This is a genomic window from Corynebacterium sp. L4757, assembly GCF_043673995.1.
Lineage (GTDB): Bacteria > Actinomycetota > Actinomycetes > Mycobacteriales > Mycobacteriaceae > Corynebacterium.
In genome coordinates this window covers 182268-202378 of the sequence record NZ_JBIMEN010000006.1, presented here as the reverse complement: position 1 = coordinate 202378, position 20111 = coordinate 182268, and the positions used below count along the sequence as shown (strand labels likewise).

The 20111-nt window shown below is 54.5% G+C and carries 23 protein-coding genes and 1 tRNA gene; 13 read left to right on the top strand and 11 right to left on the bottom strand.

The window, feature by feature from the left end:
• The first annotated feature begins 218 nt into the window (after positions 1–218).
• The 4 genes from nrdF to ACG98I_RS09215 all read left to right on the top strand — a co-directional run bounded on the left by nrdF (position 219) and on the right by ACG98I_RS09215 (position 5161).
• Positions 219–1208 (top strand): class 1b ribonucleoside-diphosphate reductase subunit beta, encoded by a 990-nt coding sequence (gene nrdF, locus ACG98I_RS09230; RefSeq protein ID WP_394720232.1) that lies wholly within the window; start codon positions 219–221, stop codon positions 1206–1208.
• Between the two features lie 483 nt (positions 1209–1691).
• The gene (gene ctaD / locus ACG98I_RS09225) at positions 1692–3386 is read left to right on the top strand and encodes a cytochrome c oxidase subunit I (RefSeq protein WP_394720230.1); all 1695 of its coding nucleotides are present in this window, start codon (positions 1692–1694) and stop codon (positions 3384–3386) included.
• A 93-nt stretch (positions 3387–3479) separates the two neighbouring features.
• Positions 3480–4346, top strand: a complete 867-nt coding sequence (serB, locus tag ACG98I_RS09220) for a phosphoserine phosphatase SerB (RefSeq protein WP_394720228.1) — start codon at positions 3480–3482, stop codon at positions 4344–4346.
• 59 nt (positions 4347–4405) lie between these two features.
• Positions 4406–5161: a peptidyl-tRNA hydrolase gene (locus tag ACG98I_RS09215; RefSeq protein ID WP_394720226.1), complete on the top strand. Its 756-nt coding sequence runs from the start codon at positions 4406–4408 to the stop codon at positions 5159–5161.
• Here ACG98I_RS09215 and ACG98I_RS09210 read toward each other — a convergent pair.
• The 3 genes from ACG98I_RS09210 to ACG98I_RS09200 all read right to left on the bottom strand — a co-directional run bounded on the left by ACG98I_RS09210 (position 5158) and on the right by ACG98I_RS09200 (position 9292).
• Positions 5158–7110, bottom strand: a complete 1953-nt coding sequence (locus ACG98I_RS09210) for an ATP-dependent DNA helicase (protein ID WP_394720224.1) — start codon at positions 7108–7110, stop codon at positions 5158–5160. The two genes, ACG98I_RS09215 and ACG98I_RS09210, sit on opposite strands and share 4 nt — an antisense overlap.
• Before the next feature lie 114 nt (positions 7111–7224).
• Positions 7225–8547 carry a nicotinate phosphoribosyltransferase gene (locus ACG98I_RS09205; RefSeq protein WP_394720223.1) on the bottom strand — a complete coding sequence of 441 codons (1323 nt, stop codon included), beginning with the start codon at positions 8545–8547 and terminating at the stop codon, positions 7225–7227.
• Between the two features lie 118 nt (positions 8548–8665).
• Complete coding sequence (locus tag ACG98I_RS09200; RefSeq protein ID WP_394720221.1) at positions 8666–9292, bottom strand: CAP domain-containing protein; 627 nt, start codon at positions 9290–9292, stop codon at positions 8666–8668.
• Positions 9293–9415: 123 nt separating this feature from the next.
• On the opposite strand from ACG98I_RS09200, the gene clpS reads away from it, so the two are divergent.
• From clpS to rdgB, 7 genes are all read left to right on the top strand, one after another.
• A complete protein-coding gene (clpS, locus tag ACG98I_RS09195; RefSeq protein WP_394720220.1) occupies positions 9416–9703 on the top strand; it encodes an ATP-dependent Clp protease adapter ClpS in 288 nt (95 codons plus the stop codon).
• A 4-nt stretch (positions 9704–9707) separates the two neighbouring features.
• A complete protein-coding gene (locus ACG98I_RS09190) occupies positions 9708–10244 on the top strand; it encodes a DUF2017 domain-containing protein (RefSeq protein ID WP_394720218.1) in 537 nt (178 codons plus the stop codon).
• Positions 10245–10353: 109 nt separating this feature from the next.
• Entirely contained in the window at positions 10354–11025 is a 672-nt protein-coding gene (locus tag ACG98I_RS09185; RefSeq protein WP_394720217.1) for a rhomboid family intramembrane serine protease, read from the top strand.
• On the top strand, positions 11025–11798 hold the full coding sequence (murI, locus tag ACG98I_RS09180; protein ID WP_394720215.1) for a glutamate racemase: 774 nt from the start codon (positions 11025–11027) through the stop codon (positions 11796–11798). Before ACG98I_RS09185 ends, murI begins: the two co-directional genes overlap by 1 nt.
• A 107-nt stretch (positions 11799–11905) precedes the next feature.
• Positions 11906–12676 (top strand): MBL fold metallo-hydrolase, encoded by a 771-nt coding sequence (locus ACG98I_RS09175; RefSeq protein ID WP_394720214.1) that lies wholly within the window; start codon positions 11906–11908, stop codon positions 12674–12676.
• Between the two features lie 19 nt (positions 12677–12695).
• Positions 12696–13424 carry a ribonuclease PH gene (rph, locus tag ACG98I_RS09170; RefSeq protein ID WP_394720212.1) on the top strand — a complete coding sequence of 243 codons (729 nt, stop codon included), beginning with the start codon at positions 12696–12698 and terminating at the stop codon, positions 13422–13424.
• A gap of 1 nt (position 13425) precedes the next feature.
• Positions 13426–14028 carry an RdgB/HAM1 family non-canonical purine NTP pyrophosphatase gene (gene rdgB / locus ACG98I_RS09165; protein ID WP_394720210.1) on the top strand — a complete coding sequence of 201 codons (603 nt, stop codon included), beginning with the start codon at positions 13426–13428 and terminating at the stop codon, positions 14026–14028.
• A 114-nt stretch (positions 14029–14142) separates the two neighbouring features.
• On the opposite strand, the gene ACG98I_RS09160 is transcribed toward rdgB, so the two are convergent.
• Positions 14143–14496, bottom strand: a complete 354-nt coding sequence (locus tag ACG98I_RS09160) for a DUF3817 domain-containing protein (RefSeq protein WP_394720208.1) — start codon at positions 14494–14496, stop codon at positions 14143–14145.
• Positions 14497–14536: 40 nt separating this feature from the next.
• Positions 14537–14953, bottom strand: a complete 417-nt coding sequence (locus tag ACG98I_RS09155) for a hypothetical protein (RefSeq protein ID WP_394720207.1) — start codon at positions 14951–14953, stop codon at positions 14537–14539.
• Between the two features lie 87 nt (positions 14954–15040).
• Between ACG98I_RS09155 and ACG98I_RS09150 the strand changes: the two genes are divergently transcribed.
• Positions 15041–15123, top strand: a tRNA-Leu gene (locus tag ACG98I_RS09150).
• 203 nt (positions 15124–15326) lie between these two features.
• Positions 15327–16406: an SPFH domain-containing protein gene (locus ACG98I_RS09145; protein WP_394720270.1), complete on the top strand. Its 1080-nt coding sequence runs from the start codon at positions 15327–15329 to the stop codon at positions 16404–16406.
• Between the two features lie 102 nt (positions 16407–16508).
• Here the strand turns inward: ACG98I_RS09145 and ACG98I_RS09140 are convergent, their stop codons facing one another.
• The 6 genes from ACG98I_RS09140 to ACG98I_RS09115 form a co-directional block, all read right to left on the bottom strand.
• Complete coding sequence (locus ACG98I_RS09140) at positions 16509–17234, bottom strand: hypothetical protein (protein WP_394720205.1); 726 nt, start codon at positions 17232–17234, stop codon at positions 16509–16511.
• Position 17235: 1 nt separating this feature from the next.
• Positions 17236–17982 (bottom strand): AAA family ATPase, encoded by a 747-nt coding sequence (locus ACG98I_RS09135; protein ID WP_394720203.1) that lies wholly within the window; start codon positions 17980–17982, stop codon positions 17236–17238.
• On the bottom strand, positions 17979–18338 hold the full coding sequence (locus ACG98I_RS09130; RefSeq protein ID WP_394720201.1) for a GntR family transcriptional regulator: 360 nt from the start codon (positions 18336–18338) through the stop codon (positions 17979–17981). The genes ACG98I_RS09135 and ACG98I_RS09130 overlap by 4 nt, the downstream gene beginning before the upstream one ends.
• 272 nt (positions 18339–18610) lie before the next feature.
• A complete protein-coding gene (locus ACG98I_RS09125; protein WP_394720199.1) occupies positions 18611–19006 on the bottom strand; it encodes a hypothetical protein in 396 nt (131 codons plus the stop codon).
• The gene (locus ACG98I_RS09120; RefSeq protein WP_394720197.1) at positions 19006–19197 is read right to left on the bottom strand and encodes a toxin HicA; all 192 of its coding nucleotides are present in this window, start codon (positions 19195–19197) and stop codon (positions 19006–19008) included. The genes ACG98I_RS09125 and ACG98I_RS09120 overlap by 1 nt, the downstream gene beginning before the upstream one ends.
• Positions 19198–19262: 65 nt before the next feature.
• The gene (locus tag ACG98I_RS09115; protein ID WP_394720195.1) at positions 19263–20102 is read right to left on the bottom strand and encodes an HNH endonuclease family protein; all 840 of its coding nucleotides are present in this window, start codon (positions 20100–20102) and stop codon (positions 19263–19265) included.
• Between the last annotated feature and the right edge of the window lie 9 nt (positions 20103–20111).

Genomic DNA, 20111 nt, shown 5'->3' with positions numbered 1-20111 from the left:
GAAATATTCTTTAGCTCTCCATCATATTCTTATCTCTGGATTCAACACCTTTCTGCCCGTGTGCAAGTGAGTATTTGAAGAGGAAACTTTTGGCGTTTGAACTGGTCAAACGTTCCGATACGCCAAGGTCTCCCTGACGCTGTGTCGATTTCTAGAGTTGGGTATGCTGGGTGAGGAATTAATCGGATTTTGAAGACTAAGACAGGTGGCTTGATTTCGTGTCTAACGAATATGACGAGTATGTCTCCAACCATACGGAACCAGTTAAGGCGATTAACTGGAATGTCATCCCAGACGAGAAAGACTTAGAAGTATGGGATCGTCTGACCGGCAATTTCTGGCTGCCAGAAAAGATTCCAGTTTCTAATGACATCCAGAGCTGGAAGAAGATGACGGAGAAGGAACAGGAAGCCACCATGCGTGTGTTTACTGGTCTGACCCTCCTAGACACCATCCAGGGCACTGTTGGTGCTGTTTCTTTGCTGCCTGATGCAGAAACCTTGCACGAGGAGGCCGTGTACACCAACATCTCCTTCATGGAGTCGGTGCACGCGAAGTCATATTCCAATATCTTCATGACTCTGGCATCGACGCCACAGATCAATGAGGCATTCCGCTGGTCTGAGGAAAATGAGAACCTTCAAAAGAAGGCAAAGATCATCATGTCCTACTACCAGGGAGATGATCCTTTGAAGAAGAAGGTTGCCTCCACCTTGCTGGAGTCATTCCTGTTTTACTCAGGCTTCTACTTGCCGATGTACCTTTCTTCCCGCGCGAAGCTGACCAATACTGCAGATATCATCCGTTTGATTATTCGTGATGAGTCCGTGCATGGCTACTACATTGGTTATAAGTACCAGCAGGGCGTGAAGAAGCTCTCGGAAGAGCAGCAGGAAGAGTACAAGGCGTACACCTTCGATCTGATGTATGACCTGTACGAAAACGAGATTGAGTACACCGAGGATATCTATGATGAGCTCGGTTGGACTGAAGATGTGAAGCGCTTTTTGCGCTACAACGCTAATAAGGCTCTTAACAACCTGGGCTATGAAGGTCTCTTCCCAGCAGACGAGACCCGAGTATCGCCGGCGATTTTGTCCTCGCTCAGCCCAAATGCTGATGAGAACCATGACTTCTTCTCTGGCTCTGGTTCTTCTTATGTCATTGGTAAGGCAGAAGACACTACCGATGATGACTGGGATTTCTAACACCTCCCAGATATTTCACAGAAACCTCGGCTGAACCCTGTTGATTTCTGTGAGTTAAGGCGGCGGAGCCGACACTTTATGTGCGGGTCCCGCCGCCTTTATTTCATGGTTTAGATCTGCGCAAATGCCCGAAGAATTAGTGGGGGAGAGGTTGGCAAGATTTACATCATGTGCGCGTCATTCTTAAGGTTGACATCAACTGGGGGTGTAAGGATGGCGGCAACCTGCGGGTTTTGAACTAGAAGCTGGAGCAAAAGTGTGGTCTATCCCACCTAAATGCCGGGAACCGTTTTTGTCCCCGCTACGACACCGGCAATCTTGCTGCAGCAATGCCGTCACTTTAGTAACAAAGGCCTAATCAGGTGGGGGAGGAAGGATTATGATGAGCTGGCAATAAGGGGAAAGAATGCCTAATATAAAGCGAGTAAACCTTTAAGTACGTCAGGTTTGGTACTGACGTGCTTTATATTCAGGAGGAAAACAATGACCGCTGTGGCGCCACGGTTGGACGACTACGTTCAACCAACTCGTCCAGAGCCAACCGGTAACGCGAAGACCGGTTCCAAGGCCTGGATGATGCTGACCACCACCGACCACAAGCAGCTGGGCATCATGTACATCATCATGTCCTTCAGCTTCTTCTTTCTCGGTGGCTTGATGGCCCTGCTGATCCGCGCTGAGCTTTTCACCCCGGGTCTGCAGTTCCTGTCCAATGAGCAGTTCAACCAGCTGTTCACCATGCACGGCACCGTGATGCTGCTGCTATTCGCAACCCCAGTTGTTTGGGGCTTTGCAAACTATGTCCTTCCACTCCAAATCGGCGCGCCTGACGTGGCTTTCCCTCGTCTGAACGCATTTGGTTTCTGGATTACCTCTGGCGGCGGCCTGATCATGCTGTCTGGCTTCCTGACCCCAGGCGGCGCAGCTGACTTCGGCTGGACCATGTACATGCCTCTGGCAGACAGCATCCACACCCCAGGTGTTGGTGCTGACATGTGGATCGTCGGCGTTGGTGCAACCGGTATTGGTACCGTGCTGTCCGCAATTAACATGCTGACCACCATCCTGACCATGCGTGCACCAGGCATGACCATGTTCCGCATGTCCGTATTCACCTGGGGCATCTTCGTTACCTCCATCTTGGCTCTGATGATCTTCCCACTGCTGCTTGCTGCAGCGTTGGGCGTTCTCTATGACCGCAAGCTGGGCGGCCACATCTTCGACTCCGCTAACGGCGGCGCCATCCTGTGGCAGCACCTCTTCTGGTTCTTCGGTCACCCAGAGGTATACGTTCTGGCACTGCCATTCTTCGGCATCATTTCCGAAGTTGTTCCAGTGTTCTCCCGTAAGCCAGCCTTCGGCTACATCGGCCTGGTCTTCGCAATGCTCGCGATTGGTGCACTGTCCATGGCTGTGTGGGCACACCACATGTTCGTAACCGGCGCAGTTCTGCTGCCATTCTTCTCGTTCATGACATTCCTGATTGCGGTGCCAACCGGTATTAAGTTCTTCAACTGGGTCGGCACTATGTGGAAGGGCCACATCACCTGGGAAACCCCAATGATTTGGGCAATGGGCTTCATGTCCACCTTCCTCTTCGGTGGTATGACCGGCATTATGCTGGCTGCGCCAGCACTGGACTTCCACTTGGCTGAGTCTTACTTCCTTATCGCTCACTTCCACTACACCCTGTTCGGTACCGTTGTATTCTCCGCATTTGCTGGCCTGTACTTCTGGTTCCCGAAGATGACCGGTCGCATGCTCGACGAGCGCCTGGGCAAGATTCACTTCTGGCTCACCTTCATCGGCTTCCACGGCACCTTCCTGATTCAGCACTGGGTCGGCAATATGGGCATGCCACGTCGTTACGCTGACTACCTGGAGTCTGATGGTTTCACCATCTACAACCAGATCTCCACGGTCTTCTCCTTCGTTCTCGGCGCATCCGTTATCCCACTGGTCTGGAACGTCTTCAAGTCCTGGCGCTACGGCGAGGTTGTTACCGTTGATGACCCATGGGGCTACGGCAACTCCCTCGAGTGGGCAACCTCTTGCCCTCCTCCACGCCACAACTTCAACTCCTTGCCACGCATCCGCTCTGAGCGTCCAGCCTTCGAGCTGCACTACCCGCACATGATTCAGCGTCTGCGTCGAGAGGCCCACTTCGGCCAGCACTAAAGGATTGAGATAGTGCGCAAGCGCTACTGATCCTCCTGACATCAAGCCACCTACCGAATCTTCGGCAGGTGGCTTTGTCGTATCATGACTGATGTGACTACTACTCAAATGCTCATCATGTACGGCACCACCATTCCCGAAGGCATCTCTCAGAAAATAGAGGCTTCGGGATTTGTGATTGATTCCCAGCGCGAAATTTCCACCGCCGGTTGGCCCGGCGTTGAGTATCTCGTCTCAGGTGATGGCTCCGCAGAATCTTTGGCAGATATTGCCAAGGCCAATGGCGTTGATGTCGCTCTACTGGCGCAAGCTGAGCACCCTGACCGTGGCCTAATCTGCTTGGACTGTGATTCAACACTGATTACGGGTGAAGTAATTGAAATGCTCGCTGCTCACGCGGGCAAGGAGGCGGAGGTTGCGGAGGTCACCGATCGCGCCATGCGCGGCGAGCTCGACTTCGAAGAGTCCCTGCGTGAACGCGTAGCCACCCTGGCGGGGCTGGACGCATCTGTGATCGAATCGGTGTCGAATGCGATTGAGCTGACCCCCGGTGTGAAGGACGCATTGGCAACACTGAAGGCCAATGGCTTCCGCGTAGCCGTAGCATCCGGCGGGTTTATTCAGGTACTGGAGCCTCTGGCGCGTGAGCTGGACTTAGATTATGTTCGCGCCAATACCCTGGAGATAGAAGACGGCAAGCTGACGGGCCGTGTAACCGGCAAGGTCGTGGACCGTGCAGCCAAGGAAGAATTCCTGCGTGAATTCGCCGCTGACTCCAACCTGGATATGTCCCAGACCGTTGCTGTAGGCGATGGCGCCAATGACATTGACATGATTAATGCCGCGGGCTTGGGTATCGCCTTCAACGCTAAGCCAGCGCTGCGCGAGCACGCGGATGTGTCTATCAACCTGCCTACTCTGGCAGGCTTGGTGCACATCCTTGGTGCAACGTCGGAGTAATTAGCTCTCCTGGTTCATTGAGATAGTTATCGGATGGAATCATTGGGGAGGAAGATTCGTTGAAGAATGATGTGATTACGGAAGAGTTTAAGATTGCGCATGAGCGCCTCGTGGATGCCTGCACGGGCCGTTCCTGGCGTGATATTGATGAGGACCCGGAGCATCCGGAAACTATTCAAGCTATGCAAATAGCGCTGAATATGCCGAAACAGGATCCTCCTTCGCGCACTGAGCTCTTGGAATCTGCTGCGCGCGCGGTTGTCGCGGTCTGCCTTGATGAGCAAGCCGGTCAAGAAGGCTTCTTCGCCAAGTCATTGGGGGACTGGTACGGCCACCGCATCCGCAAGGTAGCTCGCCGTGCCCGCAATAAGGCATGGGATGACGTGCAGGGACTTGCTGGTGCAACGATCAACAACCAAGCACGCGCATTTATCCCCTCCGCCGTCAAAGACGTGCACCCGCTGATTGCGAAGCTCCAGATCGGCCACACTGACATGGTTCATGATGAGCCCGGTGCACCGGAGCAGAATGCACCGGTGATCTACGTTGATGATGCCTTGGAGATGACTGCTGGAAAGGCCGCCGCACAGGTAGGCCATGGGTCCATGTTGTTCGCAGCTTCCTTGACCACCGAGCAAGCTTGGGAATGGGCACAGCGGGACTATGCCCTGAGCGTGCGGGAGGTAAGCCGCGAGGTATTTAACCAAGCACTGGCTGTAGATGGCGCGGTGGTTATCCGGGATGCCGGCTATACCGAGGTTGCACCTGATTCCGCCACCGTGGTGGCCGTGCCACAGCCCGTGGAATCCGCTTAAGAGGCAACTAGGCGCTTGAGGGCGCCGCGTACTACTTGTGGGTCGGTGGTGGGCCAAAACCGTGGCATGGAGTTCTTTAAGAAGCTGCCATAGCGTTTGGTCTCTAACCGATTATCTAGCACGGCGACCACGCCACGGTCGGTGGTGGCACGCAGCAAGCGGCCAGCGCCCTGCGCCATGAGCAGCGCTGCATGGGTCGCGGAGACCTCCATGAATCCACTACGGCCGGCAGCATTGGCGGCATCAGTGCGTGCCTGCAGCAGCGGCTGGTCGGGCCGAGGAAACGGAATGCGGTCAATGAGCACCAGCGAGCATGCCGGGCCCGGAACGTCCACGCCCTGCCACAGCGTGAGCGTGCCAAAAAGACAAGAATTCTCATGCTTAGAGAATTTCTCCACCAACGCACCGGTGGTGTCTTGGCCTTGGACGAAGATTTCAAAAGGTACTTGCATCCGCAGTTTCTCTGCAGCCTCTTCTGCTGCACGGCGGGAAGAAAACAGGCCCAGGGTGCGGCCACCAGCAGCCAAGATGAGCTCTTTCATCTCATCTAGAGTCTCTTTCGCCAGACCATCGCGGCCAGGAGCTGGTAGATGTGAGGCCACATATAAGATTCCGGACTTCGCCGGATCAAAAGGCGTTCCGGCATCCATAGAATCCCACGTACCCTTCGGGATACCCCATTGGGCAGCCATGACATCAAAACGTCCACCCAAGGCCAAGGTGGCTGATGCCAGTACCACGGTATTTTGGCCGAAGAGATTTTCGCGCAGCAAGTCCGCAACCGAAAGCGGGGCGACGGCGAGTGAAGACTCATCCACCCAGACCACGTCATCTTGGTCCGCTGCGTTGTCAGTATCAAAAACCTCTAGGATGCGGTGAATAGTTTCCGCCATCTCCGACAGGTGATTGGTAAGATTTTGGCGCTCAGCGTACTTTTCCGGGTCATTCGCCGATTCCCCTTCAGGCGTACGCGAGACTGCCAACTTGCAGTCAATAATCGCGGTTGCCAAACCATCCAGTTGGCTCTTCGAAGGCTCGTCCATGTCCACCCAACGGCCGGAATCATAGGAGCCGATGAAGATGGCAAAGTCATCGGCAAGCTCTGCTAAACGTACGTCTTTTCCTTCGGCGCCAAGCGACTTGGCGCGGTTGGCGGCCATCTTGATAGAGCGCGCATTAATCTCTGCCGTCGACACGGAAGTAATACGGGCATCTAGTTCATGCGCCTCATCCACGATGACCACGTCATGTTCTGGAAGGATCTGCGTTTCTGCTGCGGCATCGATCGCCAAAAGCGCGTGGTTGGTCACCACAACGTCCACCTTGGACGCCTTCTGCTTGGCCAATTCGGCGAAGCATTCTTCACCTTGCGGGCAGCGGGACGCGCCCAGGCATTCGCGGGAGCTGACCGACACCTGGCGCCATGCCAAATCAGGTACGCCGGGGGTGAGGTCATCACGATCGCCGGTCTCCGTTTCATCGGCCCACTCAAAAACCCGCTGAACGTGCTTGCCCGTCCATGAAATCTCTGATTCCTCAAAGAGCTCTTCTTCCGGTGTAACACCGGCTTGTGCGACCTTGTTGAGGCAGACATAGTTCTGCCGGCCCTTCATGATGGCAAACGTGGGCTTGCGCTCCATTACGGGCTCAAGTGCCTCCACGAGTCGCGGCAGGTCGCGTTCAACCAGCTGGCGCTGCAGGGCAATCGTCGCGGTGGAGACGATAATGCTGGAATTCGTATTATGCGCATGGCGAATAGCTGGCACCAGATACGCCAAGGATTTACCGGTGCCAGTACCCGCCTGAACCGCTAGGTGTCGTTCTTTTTCTAATGCTGCGGTCACAGCATTAGCCATTTTGTGCTGGCCCTCGCGGCGGGCACCACCCAAGGCAGCGACGGCATGGTCTAGCAGGGTGTCCGTTGTCTGATTGAGTGGTTCATCCTTCACCACACTGAGTCTAAGCCATAGCCTTCATAAACCCAGAACGCCCCTTCGGCTCGAGAGCACTGGGGCGTGCAAGAGTCGAAGGGGCGGATAAGGCCAAGATGGGATTAATGAGTCTTAGTCGAAGCCGACATAGCGCGTGTGCACCGCTGGCTCATCGCGGGTTAGCGCCAGGCCTTCCCATGGCAGGGTCTTGATATTTTCTGCCAGGTATTCACGGGACTCGTCCAGGCTGTGCTGGCCTTCGACAATCTCGCCATCGCGAATCAGCGGCACGGTGAGCATCTTGGAATCGAGGTGGCCGGTGTCAGGAACATCAGCGGCGAATGGGAAGATGATCTCTTCAATCGCAACACCGGAAGAGCGGTAGGAGCGAATCGCGCGCTTAGCGCCGCCCACGGATTTCTTGGATTCGGAGCGCTTAGCCACCGGATGGCCATCTACTTCCACAACCTTGTAGACCATGCTGGCCGTCGGTGCGCCGGAGCCAGTAACCACGGAAGTGCCCACGCCATAGACATCTACTGGGTCACCACGCAGGCCAGCAATCGCGAATTCATCCAGGTCAGATGAGACCACAATCTTGGTATTGTGTGCGCCCAAATCATCGAGCTGCTTGCGCACACGGCGGGTGATGGCGCCCAAGTTGCCGGAGTCAATGCGCACGCCACCAAGTTCAGGTCCTGCTACCTCGATGGCATTGGCGACACCCTGGGTGATGTCGAAAGTATCCACCAGCAAGGTAGTGCCCACGCCGTGGGTCTTGATCTGTGATTCGAACGCCGCCTTTTCATTTGGCGTGCCATCATCATTGACGTGCGCTAGGGTCCAGGAGTGCGCAGCGGTGCCGGAAGCTGGAATGCCATATTCAGCCGAGGCTTGCAGGTTTGAGGTGGACTGGAAGCCTGCCAAGTACGCGGCGCGCGCCGCGGTCACAGCTGACTTTTCATGGGTGCGGCGTGAGCCCATCTCAATAATTGGGCGACCATCAGCAGCAACCACCATGCGCGATGCCGCCGAAGCCACCGCCGAATCAGAATTCATGATGGACAAAATAACCGTTTCCAGCAGGATAGATTCAGCAAAAGTGCCACGCACCGTCAGCAGCGGGGAGTTCGGGAAATATAGCTCACCCTCGCGGTAGCCATCAATCTGGCCCGAAAAACGGTAATCGCGCAGATAAGTCTTGGTCTTGTCATCTAAAAAGTCCAGGGAATCTAACTGCTGTTCGCTGAAACGGAAATTCTTAACCGCTTCCAGCACGCGCGGAATACCGGCGACAACACCATAGCGGCGCTCATTGGAAAGTCGGCGCGCAAATACTTCGCACACGACTGGGCGCTCAGCGGTGCCATCGGCGAGCGCTGCCTGCAGCATAGTCAGCTCATACATGTCAGTGAGCAGCGCCGTGGATTGAGGTTGAATCGTCTTTGGGTTCACAGCGAACCAGTCTAACGCCTCCAAGGCGCAAACCGTTCGATTTTGCTCAGGACTTCACGCTTTTGCTTGCCGATGCCTTCTCTATGCTTGCCGATGCAGCGCCCTGCGGCGGGGATAATCACTCGAATTGAATAACCAGCCACACGGTGTCATCATGCGCCGAATATGCGGTGCCGACCGCCATGAACTGATTGGTTGGCTCCATTAGAACGTTATAGTGAGGCTCAGACCCACGGAAGGCTTCAATGAATTCATAGCCAGATGCTGCGGGAACCAATATTTCGCCATCTGGTCCGACTTCGGCTTCACGCGGCAAGTGATGCTTCAGCATACCGATATTTTCATCGGAGTCTTCCTCGGTACCGGTCACCGCGTTGTACTCAGCCTTACGCTGTGCTTCCTCGGCTCGCTCGGGGTATTCAAAAGCATTGCCCAAGCCGCCTTCAGCACGCATGAGATTGACGGCGTCATATACTTCCGACTGAATGGTGTTGAGCCTTTGCTGCACATCAGCGGGTGGTGCCTGATAATCAGGAGCATCGGGATCCTCGGGGGAGGTATTCCCACCGCCATCCTGGGATGAGCCATCATCATTATTATTCGGTGCGCTGCTTCCCGCGGTAGCTGCGGTGAGCAAAGTCAGTACTAAAGCTATGGCAGTGATGCCAATTCGGGTCATATCGGCGGGGCTTTTTCCGGCAGCAAATTGATCGTAGATGCGCTGTAGAGGCTGCGGCAGATTCATGTGAGTGAAGACCTTCTTTGGGTTTCCTTATTACTGTATTGGGATTAACTGTAGCGGTTAACGCCATGTAAAGAAATAAAATTAGTTAAGCTGGTTGGCATGTGCGTGCAATTAAGTTCCCCCATGGCTTCCCCGGAGCTAGATGAGGCCATTGATGTCTCCGTTGCTTCGGAAGAAAACCTGCCTTGGATGTGCATCGTCTGGGATGATCCCGTCAATCTCATGAGTTATGTTTCCTACGTATTTCAAACCGTTTTGGGTTATGACAAAAAGCGCGCGAATGAGCTGATGATGCAGGTGCACACCGAAGGCAAAGCAGCCGTCACTTCCGGCGAGCGTGACAAAGTAGAAGCTGATGTAAAGAAGCTGCAAGTAGCAGGCCTGTGGGCCACCATGCAGCAGGCAGGTTAAATAGATGCAACCATGGCGTAAAAAGAAAGCGCTCCTTCGGGGCGTAAAGTTTCAGACCGTTTTGGAGCCCATGGAACGTGAAGTTCTGGGTAATTTGACCTCAACGGTGAGTGAGGCGATCATCTCTCGTGCGCAATCTGCGCCTAAAGATGAGCTGGCGGAGATGATGGACATGCCCACCGGGCATAAAGAGGCTCCAGAAGATCCATCTTTGCGTCGGCTGTTCCCAGAATTCTTTGCCGAAGGTGAAGAAGAATATGACGGCGATGCCGGTCTGATGCGTTCATTGCATGAAAATGATATTGCTAAGAGCAAGCTGACCAATCTCCAAGTCATCAACCATGCGCTTGGCCCAGTTGGTGGGGTAGAGGTTTCCATTGAGGAAGCCGATGCTCACGCATTCTTGGCAGGGCTCAATGACCTGCGCTTGTACCTCGCCAGCGGTCAAGTCATCAGCGAGGAAGATGAGCAAAACCGTGATTCACTCGTGGATTGGCTCGGCTACTGCCAGGATTCTCTGCTTGAAGCCTTGATGGGCTAAGCCTGGCTGAAAGCTTGCTCATTGACACCCTTGAATTTCCTAAGGGGCGTGTGGGCGCAACTGCGAACCACGGCAATTGTTGCGCCCCTAGGTTAAACTTGGCTGCATTATGACTTACCCGATGCCCAGCCCTACACCGGCAAATAGATCCCCGCGTAATAAGGGAATCTCTGCCAACTACACCAAGCGTGGCCGTATTGCCACGGGCGCTACCTTCGCCTTTGGTTATGTTGCTGTGCTGTGGATTGTGCATCTGGTTAACACATTTCTTTTCGGCGGTGGGCTGACTTATTTCGGTATCCACCCCCTGGATTTCAACGGTCTGCTGGGAATTATCTTCTCCCCGCTGCTGCACGCAAACTTTGAGCACCTGATTTCCAACTCGATTTCGGGCGCCATTTTCTGTTTCCTAGTTGGTTTATCGGGTCGTCGGGCATGGTGGGAAGTCACCATCCTGGTCGTGCTCATCGCAGGTATCGGCACGTGGCTGCTGGGCGGGCCGGGCACTAACCACATTGGCGCATCCGGATTGGTCTATGGCTGGTGGGCATATCTGCTGCTGCGCGGTATCTTCAACCGTTCTCTCTCGCAGATTGCGTTAGGCGTAGTGCTCGGTATCTTCTACTCCGGTATGGCGTGGGGAGTCCTGCCGATCTATGAAGGAGCGTCCTGGCAGGCTCACCTCTTCGGTGCGATCGGTGGTGTCATTGCTGGCAGTGTGATTACTTCTGATGACACCAAGGCGCAGATTGCACGGCGAAAGTCGAAGGCGATCAAATAGTGGATCCTCTAGCTCCCATCGGCATCTTTGATTCAGGTGTCGGTGGTTTAACAGTCGCGCGCACCATCATGGAGCAGCTGCCACAAGAATCGATCATCTATGTGGGCGATACCGCGCACAGTCCCTATGGCCCGCGTGAATTAGCAGATGTGCGCAATCTTTCGCGCGCGATTGCTGATGACCTCGTTGAGCGCGGCTGCAAGATGCTGGTTATTGCGTGCAATACCGCAACCGCTGCTTTCTTAGAAGAAGCTCGTGAACGCTATGACATCCCGGTTGTTGAGGTGATCCGTCCCGCGGTCAGACGTGCGCTGGCGACCACCCGCAACCACAAGGTGGGTGTCATTGGTACGGAGGGCACCATCCACTCGCAGGCGTATCAGGACCTCTTTGCCCAAGCCGGAAACGTCGAAGCACACGCAGTAGCCTGTCCTGATTTTGTGCCTTTTGTCGAGCGCGGCATCACCGCCGGACGGCAGATTCTAGGCGTTGCTGAATCCTATCTGGCTCCACTTCAGTCCGCGGGGGTGGACACACTGGTTCTGGGATGCACGCACTATCCACTCTTAACGGGCATTATTCAGCTCGCGATGGGCGATAATGTGACCTTGGTGTCTTCAGCCGAAGAAACCGCGAAGGACGTGCTGCGTATTTTGACCGAGCGTGATGAACTCGCACCCACGGACAATGAGGCGTCCCACGTATTTGAATCCACTGGGGACGCAGAAACTTTTGCACGGTTAGCGCAGCGTTTCTTAGGTCCGCGGCTTTAAGCTGACATTGCAGATATTCTCAGGTGAGGATGAACACATATACAGAACTTTCGTGTCTTTAGGCCAGAACGGAAGAATTTTTTGAAAATTCATGACACCATAGCTTCATGAAGTTGACCATTTTGGGTTGCTCGGGAAGCATCCCCAGCCCTCATAACCCTGCGTCAGGTTACTTGGTTTCTTTCCCAGACGCTCCGTCCATCATTATGGACCTAGGTCCCGGCACTTTTGCTGCGCTGCAGGAAATCCAAGACCCATGTGATGCACACATGACCTTTAGCCACTTGCATGCTGATCACTGCACCGATTTCCCATCGTTGATGGTGTGGCGCCGTTTCCACCCTGAAGCGCCAGCTGCCTCCCGCAACTTTATGTTCGCGCCCAAAGACGCACCTGTGCACCTGGGGCGTATGAGTGCAGACCACGTGGATGAATGGGATGATTTCTCTGATACCTTCGCTTTCTCCGCATGGGAGCATGGCCAGCGTGAGCTCATTGATGACGTGTATATGACGCCATATCGTGCCATCCATCCAATCGAGGCATATAGCCTGCGCATGGAACATTCACGCACCGGCAAGGTGATTTGCTACACCGGTGATACCGCATACACCGAAGACCTCGTGCCAGCGGCACAGGATGCGGATATCTTCCTCGCTGAGGCAGCGTGGGGATGTGAGACTGAAGGCCGTCCACAGGGCATGCACATGTCTGGCAGCCAAGCAGGCAAGCTGGCGCGCCTTGCAGGAGTGAAGAAGCTCGTGCTGGTGCATTTGCAGCCATGGAGTAACCCACAGGCCACCCTGGATGCGGCAAAGACGGAGTTCGACGGGGAAATTATTCTGGGTAAGCCGGGCATGGAGTTTGATTTAGGCTAAGCGCTGTACCCTTGAGAGCATGACTGATTTTCAACGTGCTGATGGTCGTGACCTCGACCAGCTGCGAAGTGTCCGTATTACCCGCAATTTCACCACCAACCCAGCCGGTTCCGTTCTCGTAGAATTCGGCAACACCCGCGTGATGTGTACTGCTTCTGTTCAGCAGGGCGTCCCACGCTTTAAGAAGGATTCGGGTGAGGGCTGGTTGACCGCGGAATACGCAATGTTGCCATCAGCTACCCATGACCGCATGCCGCGTGAATCCATGAAAGGCAAGGTCAAGGGCCGTACCCATGAGATTTCTCGTCTGGTTGGCCGTTCCCTGCGTGCGGCAATTGACCTGTCTGAGCTGGGTGAGAACACCATTCAGATTGACTGCGATGTGCTGCAAGCTGATGGCGGCACCCGCACCGCATCGATTACGGGTGCATACGTGGCGCTTGCCGATGCCATCGCGGTACTCAAAGAACAGGGCGTTGTTCCTGGTGAGCCACTGCTGCAGCCGATTGCGGCTATTTCTGTCGGAATCGTGGACGGCCACGTCTGCCTGGATTTGCCTTATGAGGAAGATTCCCGTGCAGAGGTTGACCTGAACGTGGTCATGCAGGAATCCGGCAACTTTGTGGAAATCCAAGGCACTGGCGAGCATGGTCTCTTTGGCCGTGACGAGCTTAACTCGATGCTTGATGTTGCGCAGAAGGGCTGCTTTGAGCTGATCGCTGCTCAGCGCGCTGCACTGGGGATCTAGTATGAAGCTTCTTGTCGCCTCTAATAATGCAAAGAAGCTTGCTGAGCTGGAAAAGATTCTGGCTGATGCCGGTATTGATTCAGTTGAGCTTGTCCCGCTGCGTGATGTTGAGCCCTATGATGAGCCGGTTGAGGACGGTCGGACTTTTGCCGATAATGCGCTGATTAAGGCGCATGCGGGGGCTCGAGAGACTGGTCTGCCCTGTATCGCCGATGATTCCGGCATTGCGGTTGAAGAACTTAACGGCATGCCGGGAGTGCTTTCTGCGCGTTGGTCAGGCCAGCATGGCAATGATGAGGCCAATAATGAGCTGCTGCTGGCGCAGATGGCGCATGTACCAGCAAGCCGCCGCCAGGCTGCCTTTGTTTCCGTGTGCGCTTTGGTGACGCCTGCAGGCCAAGAGCACGTGGCTGAGGGCCGTTGGTCAGGCACCCTGCTCAGCACCCCGCGCGGTGAGGCTGGATTTGGCTATGATCCGCTTTTCCAACCAGAAGGTGAAACCCGCACTTCAGCGGAGATGACTCCGGAAGAAAAGAATGCTGCGTCGCATCGTGGTCGCGCTTTGGCGCAGCTCGTGCCAGTTATTTCCGAGCTTGCGAAATAACCTATAAGTAGCGCTGACCTCAGAAGCAGACGGAAGAGGCAGACTGAAGATAAAGAAAGGCCGCACAATCACCGTGACAGTGATTGTGCGGCCTTCTTGCATTGAGGCGTCAGCTTATTTCAGCTGGAACATTTCCTTCACCTCATTGCGGCGCTTGATTTCCATGTAGAAGGAGAAGAAAGGAACCACGCCGGCAAGGGCAGTGGTGAACCATTTGCCCACGGACCAGCGGGCCTTTGGCGCCAGGTTCAAGATGGACAGCAGATAAACCATGTACGCCAAACCGTGTGCCTGCGCTACCAGTGTTGCCCAGTCAGGCATCTCCATGCCCACGATGTATTCCAATACCATGCGGATAACCAGAATCACCAGGAAAATACCGGTGATGGTTGCTGCCACGGTGAAAAATGTCAGCGCGGTAGAAACACGCTTCTGGCGTTCTGGGTGAACCTGCTGCTGGGAGGTCATGGAGATACTAATCCTTAGTGGTTATTGTTTTCGAAAGTTCTTAGAATTCTGCGTGAGTATCTGAAGAAACCTGGCCGCGGCGCTGCTGGTTTAAGTCATTGAACTCTTCGATGCTGAGCTGCTTGCGCTGCGGGAGGAAGTTCTCATCAATTTCAGTGACTTGGTCATCGGTGTTTTGCGGTGCTTGGTAGACATAGTCATCACTGCCAGTCTCCGCCGCTTCATTCTCTGCCTCAATACGTTCATTCTCGTATTTCATGGCAGTGCGATAGGCGTAGATGACGAAAGCCGCAAAGAGTGGCCACTGGAAGGCGTATCCCAGGTTTTGAAAAGAGCCGGAGCCAGACTGAAAGCGGGTCCACTGCCAGTACGCGAGTCCCAGAAATGCGACAACAAAAAACGCGATCAGGAGGATATGCCACCAACGAATTTGAATTTTATTACGCTTCTCACTCACTCTTCCCACCTTACCGATGATTTTCCAAAAGCCATATTCCCCCAATTATTATTTCTGACACGTTCTGCGGTACTATCAATCTCGCAAGCGCCCGTGGCGGAATTGGCAGACGCGCTAGATTTAGGTTCTAGTGTCCAGAGGGCGTGTGAGTTCAAGTCTCACCGGGCGCACAGCATATCAAGGCCTCCTGAAAATTCAGGAGGCCTTTTGCATATTCACGTGAGTGTGATGATTCACGGTCTGGAAAATATGGATGCGCTGAAATTAGTTTTGTGCCACGATGGAAACGAAATACTAATTCAATCTGTACAGCACAAAGTTGGATGACTTCCTTCCAAAGAAGCATCCGCACGAATAGTGATCGGTGATAATCGTGGTAGGCCTAATAATTTCCGTAATTCTCTTACTCATAATCATATTTACGCTCTTTGACGGTTATTACATCGTCCGTACGCGTGAAGCCGCCATTGTGGAGCGCCTGGGTAAATTCAACAAGGTTGCGCATGCAGGCTTCCACTTCAAACTGCCGTATATCGACCGTGTTCGTGACAAGCTGTCGCTGCAGATTCATCAGCTTGATGTCATGGTGGAGACCAAGACCAAAGACAATGTCTTCGTTCAGATTCCTGTCGCTGTTCAGTACGAGGTCGTGGAAGGCCGCGAGCGCGAAGCTTTTTACCGTCTGTCTGACCACGAGCAGCAGATCATTGCCTACGTGCAGGATAACGTTCGTTCCTCAGTTGCGAACATGAATCTGGATGACTCTTTTTCTTCCAAGGACACCATCGCCCAAAACGTCGGCCTGTCCCTGCGTGACAATATGGCGGAATATGGCTGGAACTTCGCAAATACCCTGGTGACCGATATCCGTCCAGATGCACGTGTCCGTGAATCGATGAACTCCATTAACGCCGCGCAGCGTGAGCGCGAAGCAGCAGTAGCACAGGCCGAGGCTGAGAAGATTCGTGTCATTAAGGAAGCAGAAGGTTCTGCTGAAGCACGCAAGCTGCAGGGCCGTGGTGTTGCTGAACAGCGTAAGGAAATTGTTGAAGGTATCGCAGCGCAGTATGAGATGCTGCGTGCCGCAGGTATTGAAGAATCACCAGAGGCTCTGATGCTGGTATCCCAGTACCTTGATGCGATGGTGGATGTCTCCAGTAATTCCAACTCCAACGTGCTCTTTATGCCTTCCAACCCAGGCGGCATGGGTGACCTCTTTGAGGGTATGCGCGATGTGCTCATGTCCTCTCACGCTCTGCAGGAAAATGGTGGTTCTCCGGCAACCCCGGCACCAAAGCCTCGCCAGATTGAGCAGCAGCGCCAAAGCCAGAATCCTGCGCAGTCGAATTCTGCCCCGCAGCGCCAGCCACAGCAGCAAGCCCAGCAGCAGGTGCGTTCCGCACGTGACTACTTCAATGAGCTCCGTAACCAGCTCGGTGAAGAAAATAAGTAAGAATCCGTCACTGATGTAATAAGCGCGGAAACTATGAAAGCGACCTTGCCATCTGGCAAGGTCGCTTTCATGTTGGTAGGAGGGAGTGAGTGATAGGTGGGTCTAGGGCCAAGGGTGAGTGAGGCTGCGGCGGATGGCCCATGCACTTGCCAGCATTGGGATGCCGGCGACCGCAAGTACCATGGCGAAGCGCTGCCAGGATTCGAGAGTTACTGGAATGAACCACTCCTGTTCAATGGCGCGCATTGAGGCCAGGTAAGATAAGTAGAGGGAAATGGCTGCTAAGACAATGAGCCCGAGGAGGATGGCGACAGCTACTGTGGTAAGTTGCGGCCAATAACGAACGGACATGCCGATAGCTAGCCCGGCGATGACAAACACCAGGAAGACAGCAAAAGTGATCAGCAATGTCCACAGCAGGGACGTGGTCTGTATTCCGGCATCATCGAGGACATAAGGATCACCATTGGTGTCGATGTGCTCAACCGGTCCTGAGGTGTTGAGGAACCAGTCATAATAGGCGTAGTAAGGGGAATTACGCTGCATGAGAACGCCCGCCACTGTTGCAATGACTGCCATTACTGCGGACCACAGCACAGACATCCCGAGTGCATCTTTAATCCAGCTTCGAGCGGGGACATCAAGTGCATGTAGTGCGGACCAGTGCCTTCCGGCAATAACAAAGACTAAACCGCTGAATAGCACCGCGAACCAGGTCCATAGTCCTCCATCGAGGGCAAAGAAGCGTCCCAAGCCAAGGGGGATGGCAGCGATAAGGAAGTACAGCACCCATTCCATTTTGATGGGGCGGAGGAAAGTCTTAAACATCTCAGTTCCTTTCAGCGGCGGCGAGCAAGTTGATGAGGGTGCGGTCATCGGCAAGCGAAAGCTCGATGCCTTCGGCCTGCGTGCGGGCGGTCTCCGAGGATGAAAGCGGCTGGCCCAAGGTCACAGCGGCAGAATGTCCAAGTACTCGTTTATCCAGTACTTGCTTGCCGGCGACGATTTCTTCAATGACAGTGGCGGAACCAGTCAAGGTTGGGAAATCTTCACGTGCGGCATCCAGCTGTACCGGCTCAGAGACGGTGTTCTCATGGACGGTGATGACATATTCAACAAGGCCGACTAGGTCTTCTGCGCGATGCGTTGCGATGACCAGTGTGCGCTGCGGGTCCTCGAGCAACTCAATGAAAATGGTGCGTAGCTTATCGCGAGTGGCAACATCGAGGCCATCGAGTGGCTCATCAAGCAGCAACATTGGTTTATCTGAAGCCAGCGTGGTGGCAAGCGTGAGCAACCGGCGCTGTCCGGCGCTCAATGAGCTAAAGCGAGCCTTGAGCGGGATATCACCAAGGATTCGGTGCGTTAGCTCATCATTGAAACCGGGCCGGGCCAGGTGCGCGCAATCTAGGTGCCTGCCCACGGTCATGCCGGCGAAGGTGGCATCGGCAGTCGCGGGCGCGATTGAGGCATTGCCTCCTGCATGCCACTTGCGCATGAGCGTGGTCTTTCCAGCAGCATTAGGGCCAATTAGCCCATATGCGCCAGGTGCTGGTGCAAGGGTGTCGTGGGTCATGGACGGTTCCTTTCCTCATTCAGCAAACGGTCCAGCTCATCATCGGAGAGGCCGAGTGCGCGCGCTTCATCTAGAAGTGGGCGGATGAATGTGGCTGCAAGGGCTTCGCGCCGGGCAGCACGGACTTTTTCACGGGCACCTTCGATAACGAACATTCCGAGTCCGCGGCGCTTTTCTAAAAGCCCTTCATCAACCAGCGTGGTGAGCGCTTTGGCGCTCGTCGTGGGGTTGACGGAGTGGAAGGTGGATAGCTCATTAGTTGAGGGTGCGCGCTCGCCCTCGGGCAGCAGGCCAGAAGATATCTGGTCGCGGATGCCAGCGGCGAGTTGTTGGTAGATGGGACGACTATCGGGCATAGGGCGGCTCCTTCAGTTAGGGGGTTTACCACCTATGTGGGTAACCATATAGGTAAGTTAAGTCTGAAGCAATACTGACTTTCACCTTGGTTTAGTTTTCGCAGGTAGCAAGCTGTGTTTAAAGTGCTTGCTTTTTGGCTTCGGTGACCCGCACGCCGTACTTTGCTTCGGTGTCAATGTTTTTGCGGCCTTGCCGGCATGTTAAATCGGCATGCAATCGCCCCTCCCGCAGATGCGGCTGGGGAGTGGCGCAGGGTGAGCCTACATATGGGCTATGGAGTTTCTGAGGGGGACTTTTTGAGGAGTTGGCCTACGCGCCCATAGGTGATGCCCAATAAGAAGGCGATGTCGCGGTAGTTGTATCCGCCATCTGCTAACTCGTGGGCTAGGCGATTGATTTCTTGTAGCTGGGCTTCTTCAGCTTTGCGTAGTCGTTGGAGCTCTGTGTGGGCTGACTGTGCTTGATTTTCAGCTTCTCCTTCGATGGAAATCTGAATTATTGCATCGTTTGGCGAAGGGGTGAGCTCAGGGAAGAGCGTCAGCGCATCTCTTATAGCGTTGGCGACCTGGTCTAGTCGGCGGGTTTGGGTCACGACCCCTGGGTCTTCGATGAGTTGGGCAACCCACCAGTTCCCATCCCGCTGTACGTGGGCGGTAAAGCTATTCATTACTTCATCCCTATCTGGTTGTATATCTTCTCGGCCAAACGGTTGGCTATTTCGGCGTGGCGGGGAATGGTTGTATATCGTTCTCCCACCCAAAGTCGGGTGTGGGTTGCTCCCTCTTTGATGGTGATCTCTTGGTTGGTGTCTTTTGCATATTGTGAGATCTTCTTCAGGATTTCTTTTCGCTTTGTCACAAATCTTAGTATAGCCGCTTATACTGCATCAAGTATAGGTTGCTATACTTGCTTGACTTCCTTTTTCAGCAACGGTCAAGGTTTGCCTTGAGTGCTTCCTTTTCGGCTTCGGTGACCCACACGCCGTACTCTGCTTTGACGTCAATGATGCTGCGGGCGTACTCGCAGCGGTATCCGCGCTGGGGCGGGAGCCACGTCGCGGCGTCGCCAGCGCCTTTTTGTTGATTGAGACTGCCTTTGACAGCCTTCAGATTGCGCGGGTCATTAGCGAAGTTTTCTCGCTTTTCTTCGTCCCATTGCTGCGCGCCTTTCTGCCAGGCATCGGAGAGCGCAACGACGTGGTCGATCTGTACTTGAGAAGACGTGGACTGCCCGCGCACGAAGTCGATGGTCTCACCGCTATAAGGGTCGTGCAGGGTTCCCGAAAGAACCAGACAGCCATGGGTGCCTTCTTTGATTTCGAGATCCACGAGGTCACGGCGCAGGATGTCATTGCGCGTATCGCAGCCATTGTGGCCGAATTCAACGGTGACATCATCGCTCCAGGCTTGGCCGAAAAGGTCACGGTCATAGCCCGTGCGTGGGGCGCGACCGGCAACGCGAAGGGACTCCAGGGTTTGCGCGTAGTGGTCCGATGCTGCGGTGGGCGCGGCGGAGGAACTAAGCGTTTCGCCGCTGGTACCAGTAGCATGTGGCTCTGTTGCCGAGGTTTCTTCCGCGCGGGATGCCACGGATGTAGTTGACGTAGCGGCGGGCGAGGAGGTTTCGTTCTCCAGGGTTTGCACGGATGTGGGAGAGCTGACAGGAGACGAATCCTCGCGGGAGAAAGCGACGGCCACGATGATGGCGAGCAGAATCAATATCTGAAAAACAATTGTCAACGCGCGCTTAATACCCTTAGTCATAATGGCTCA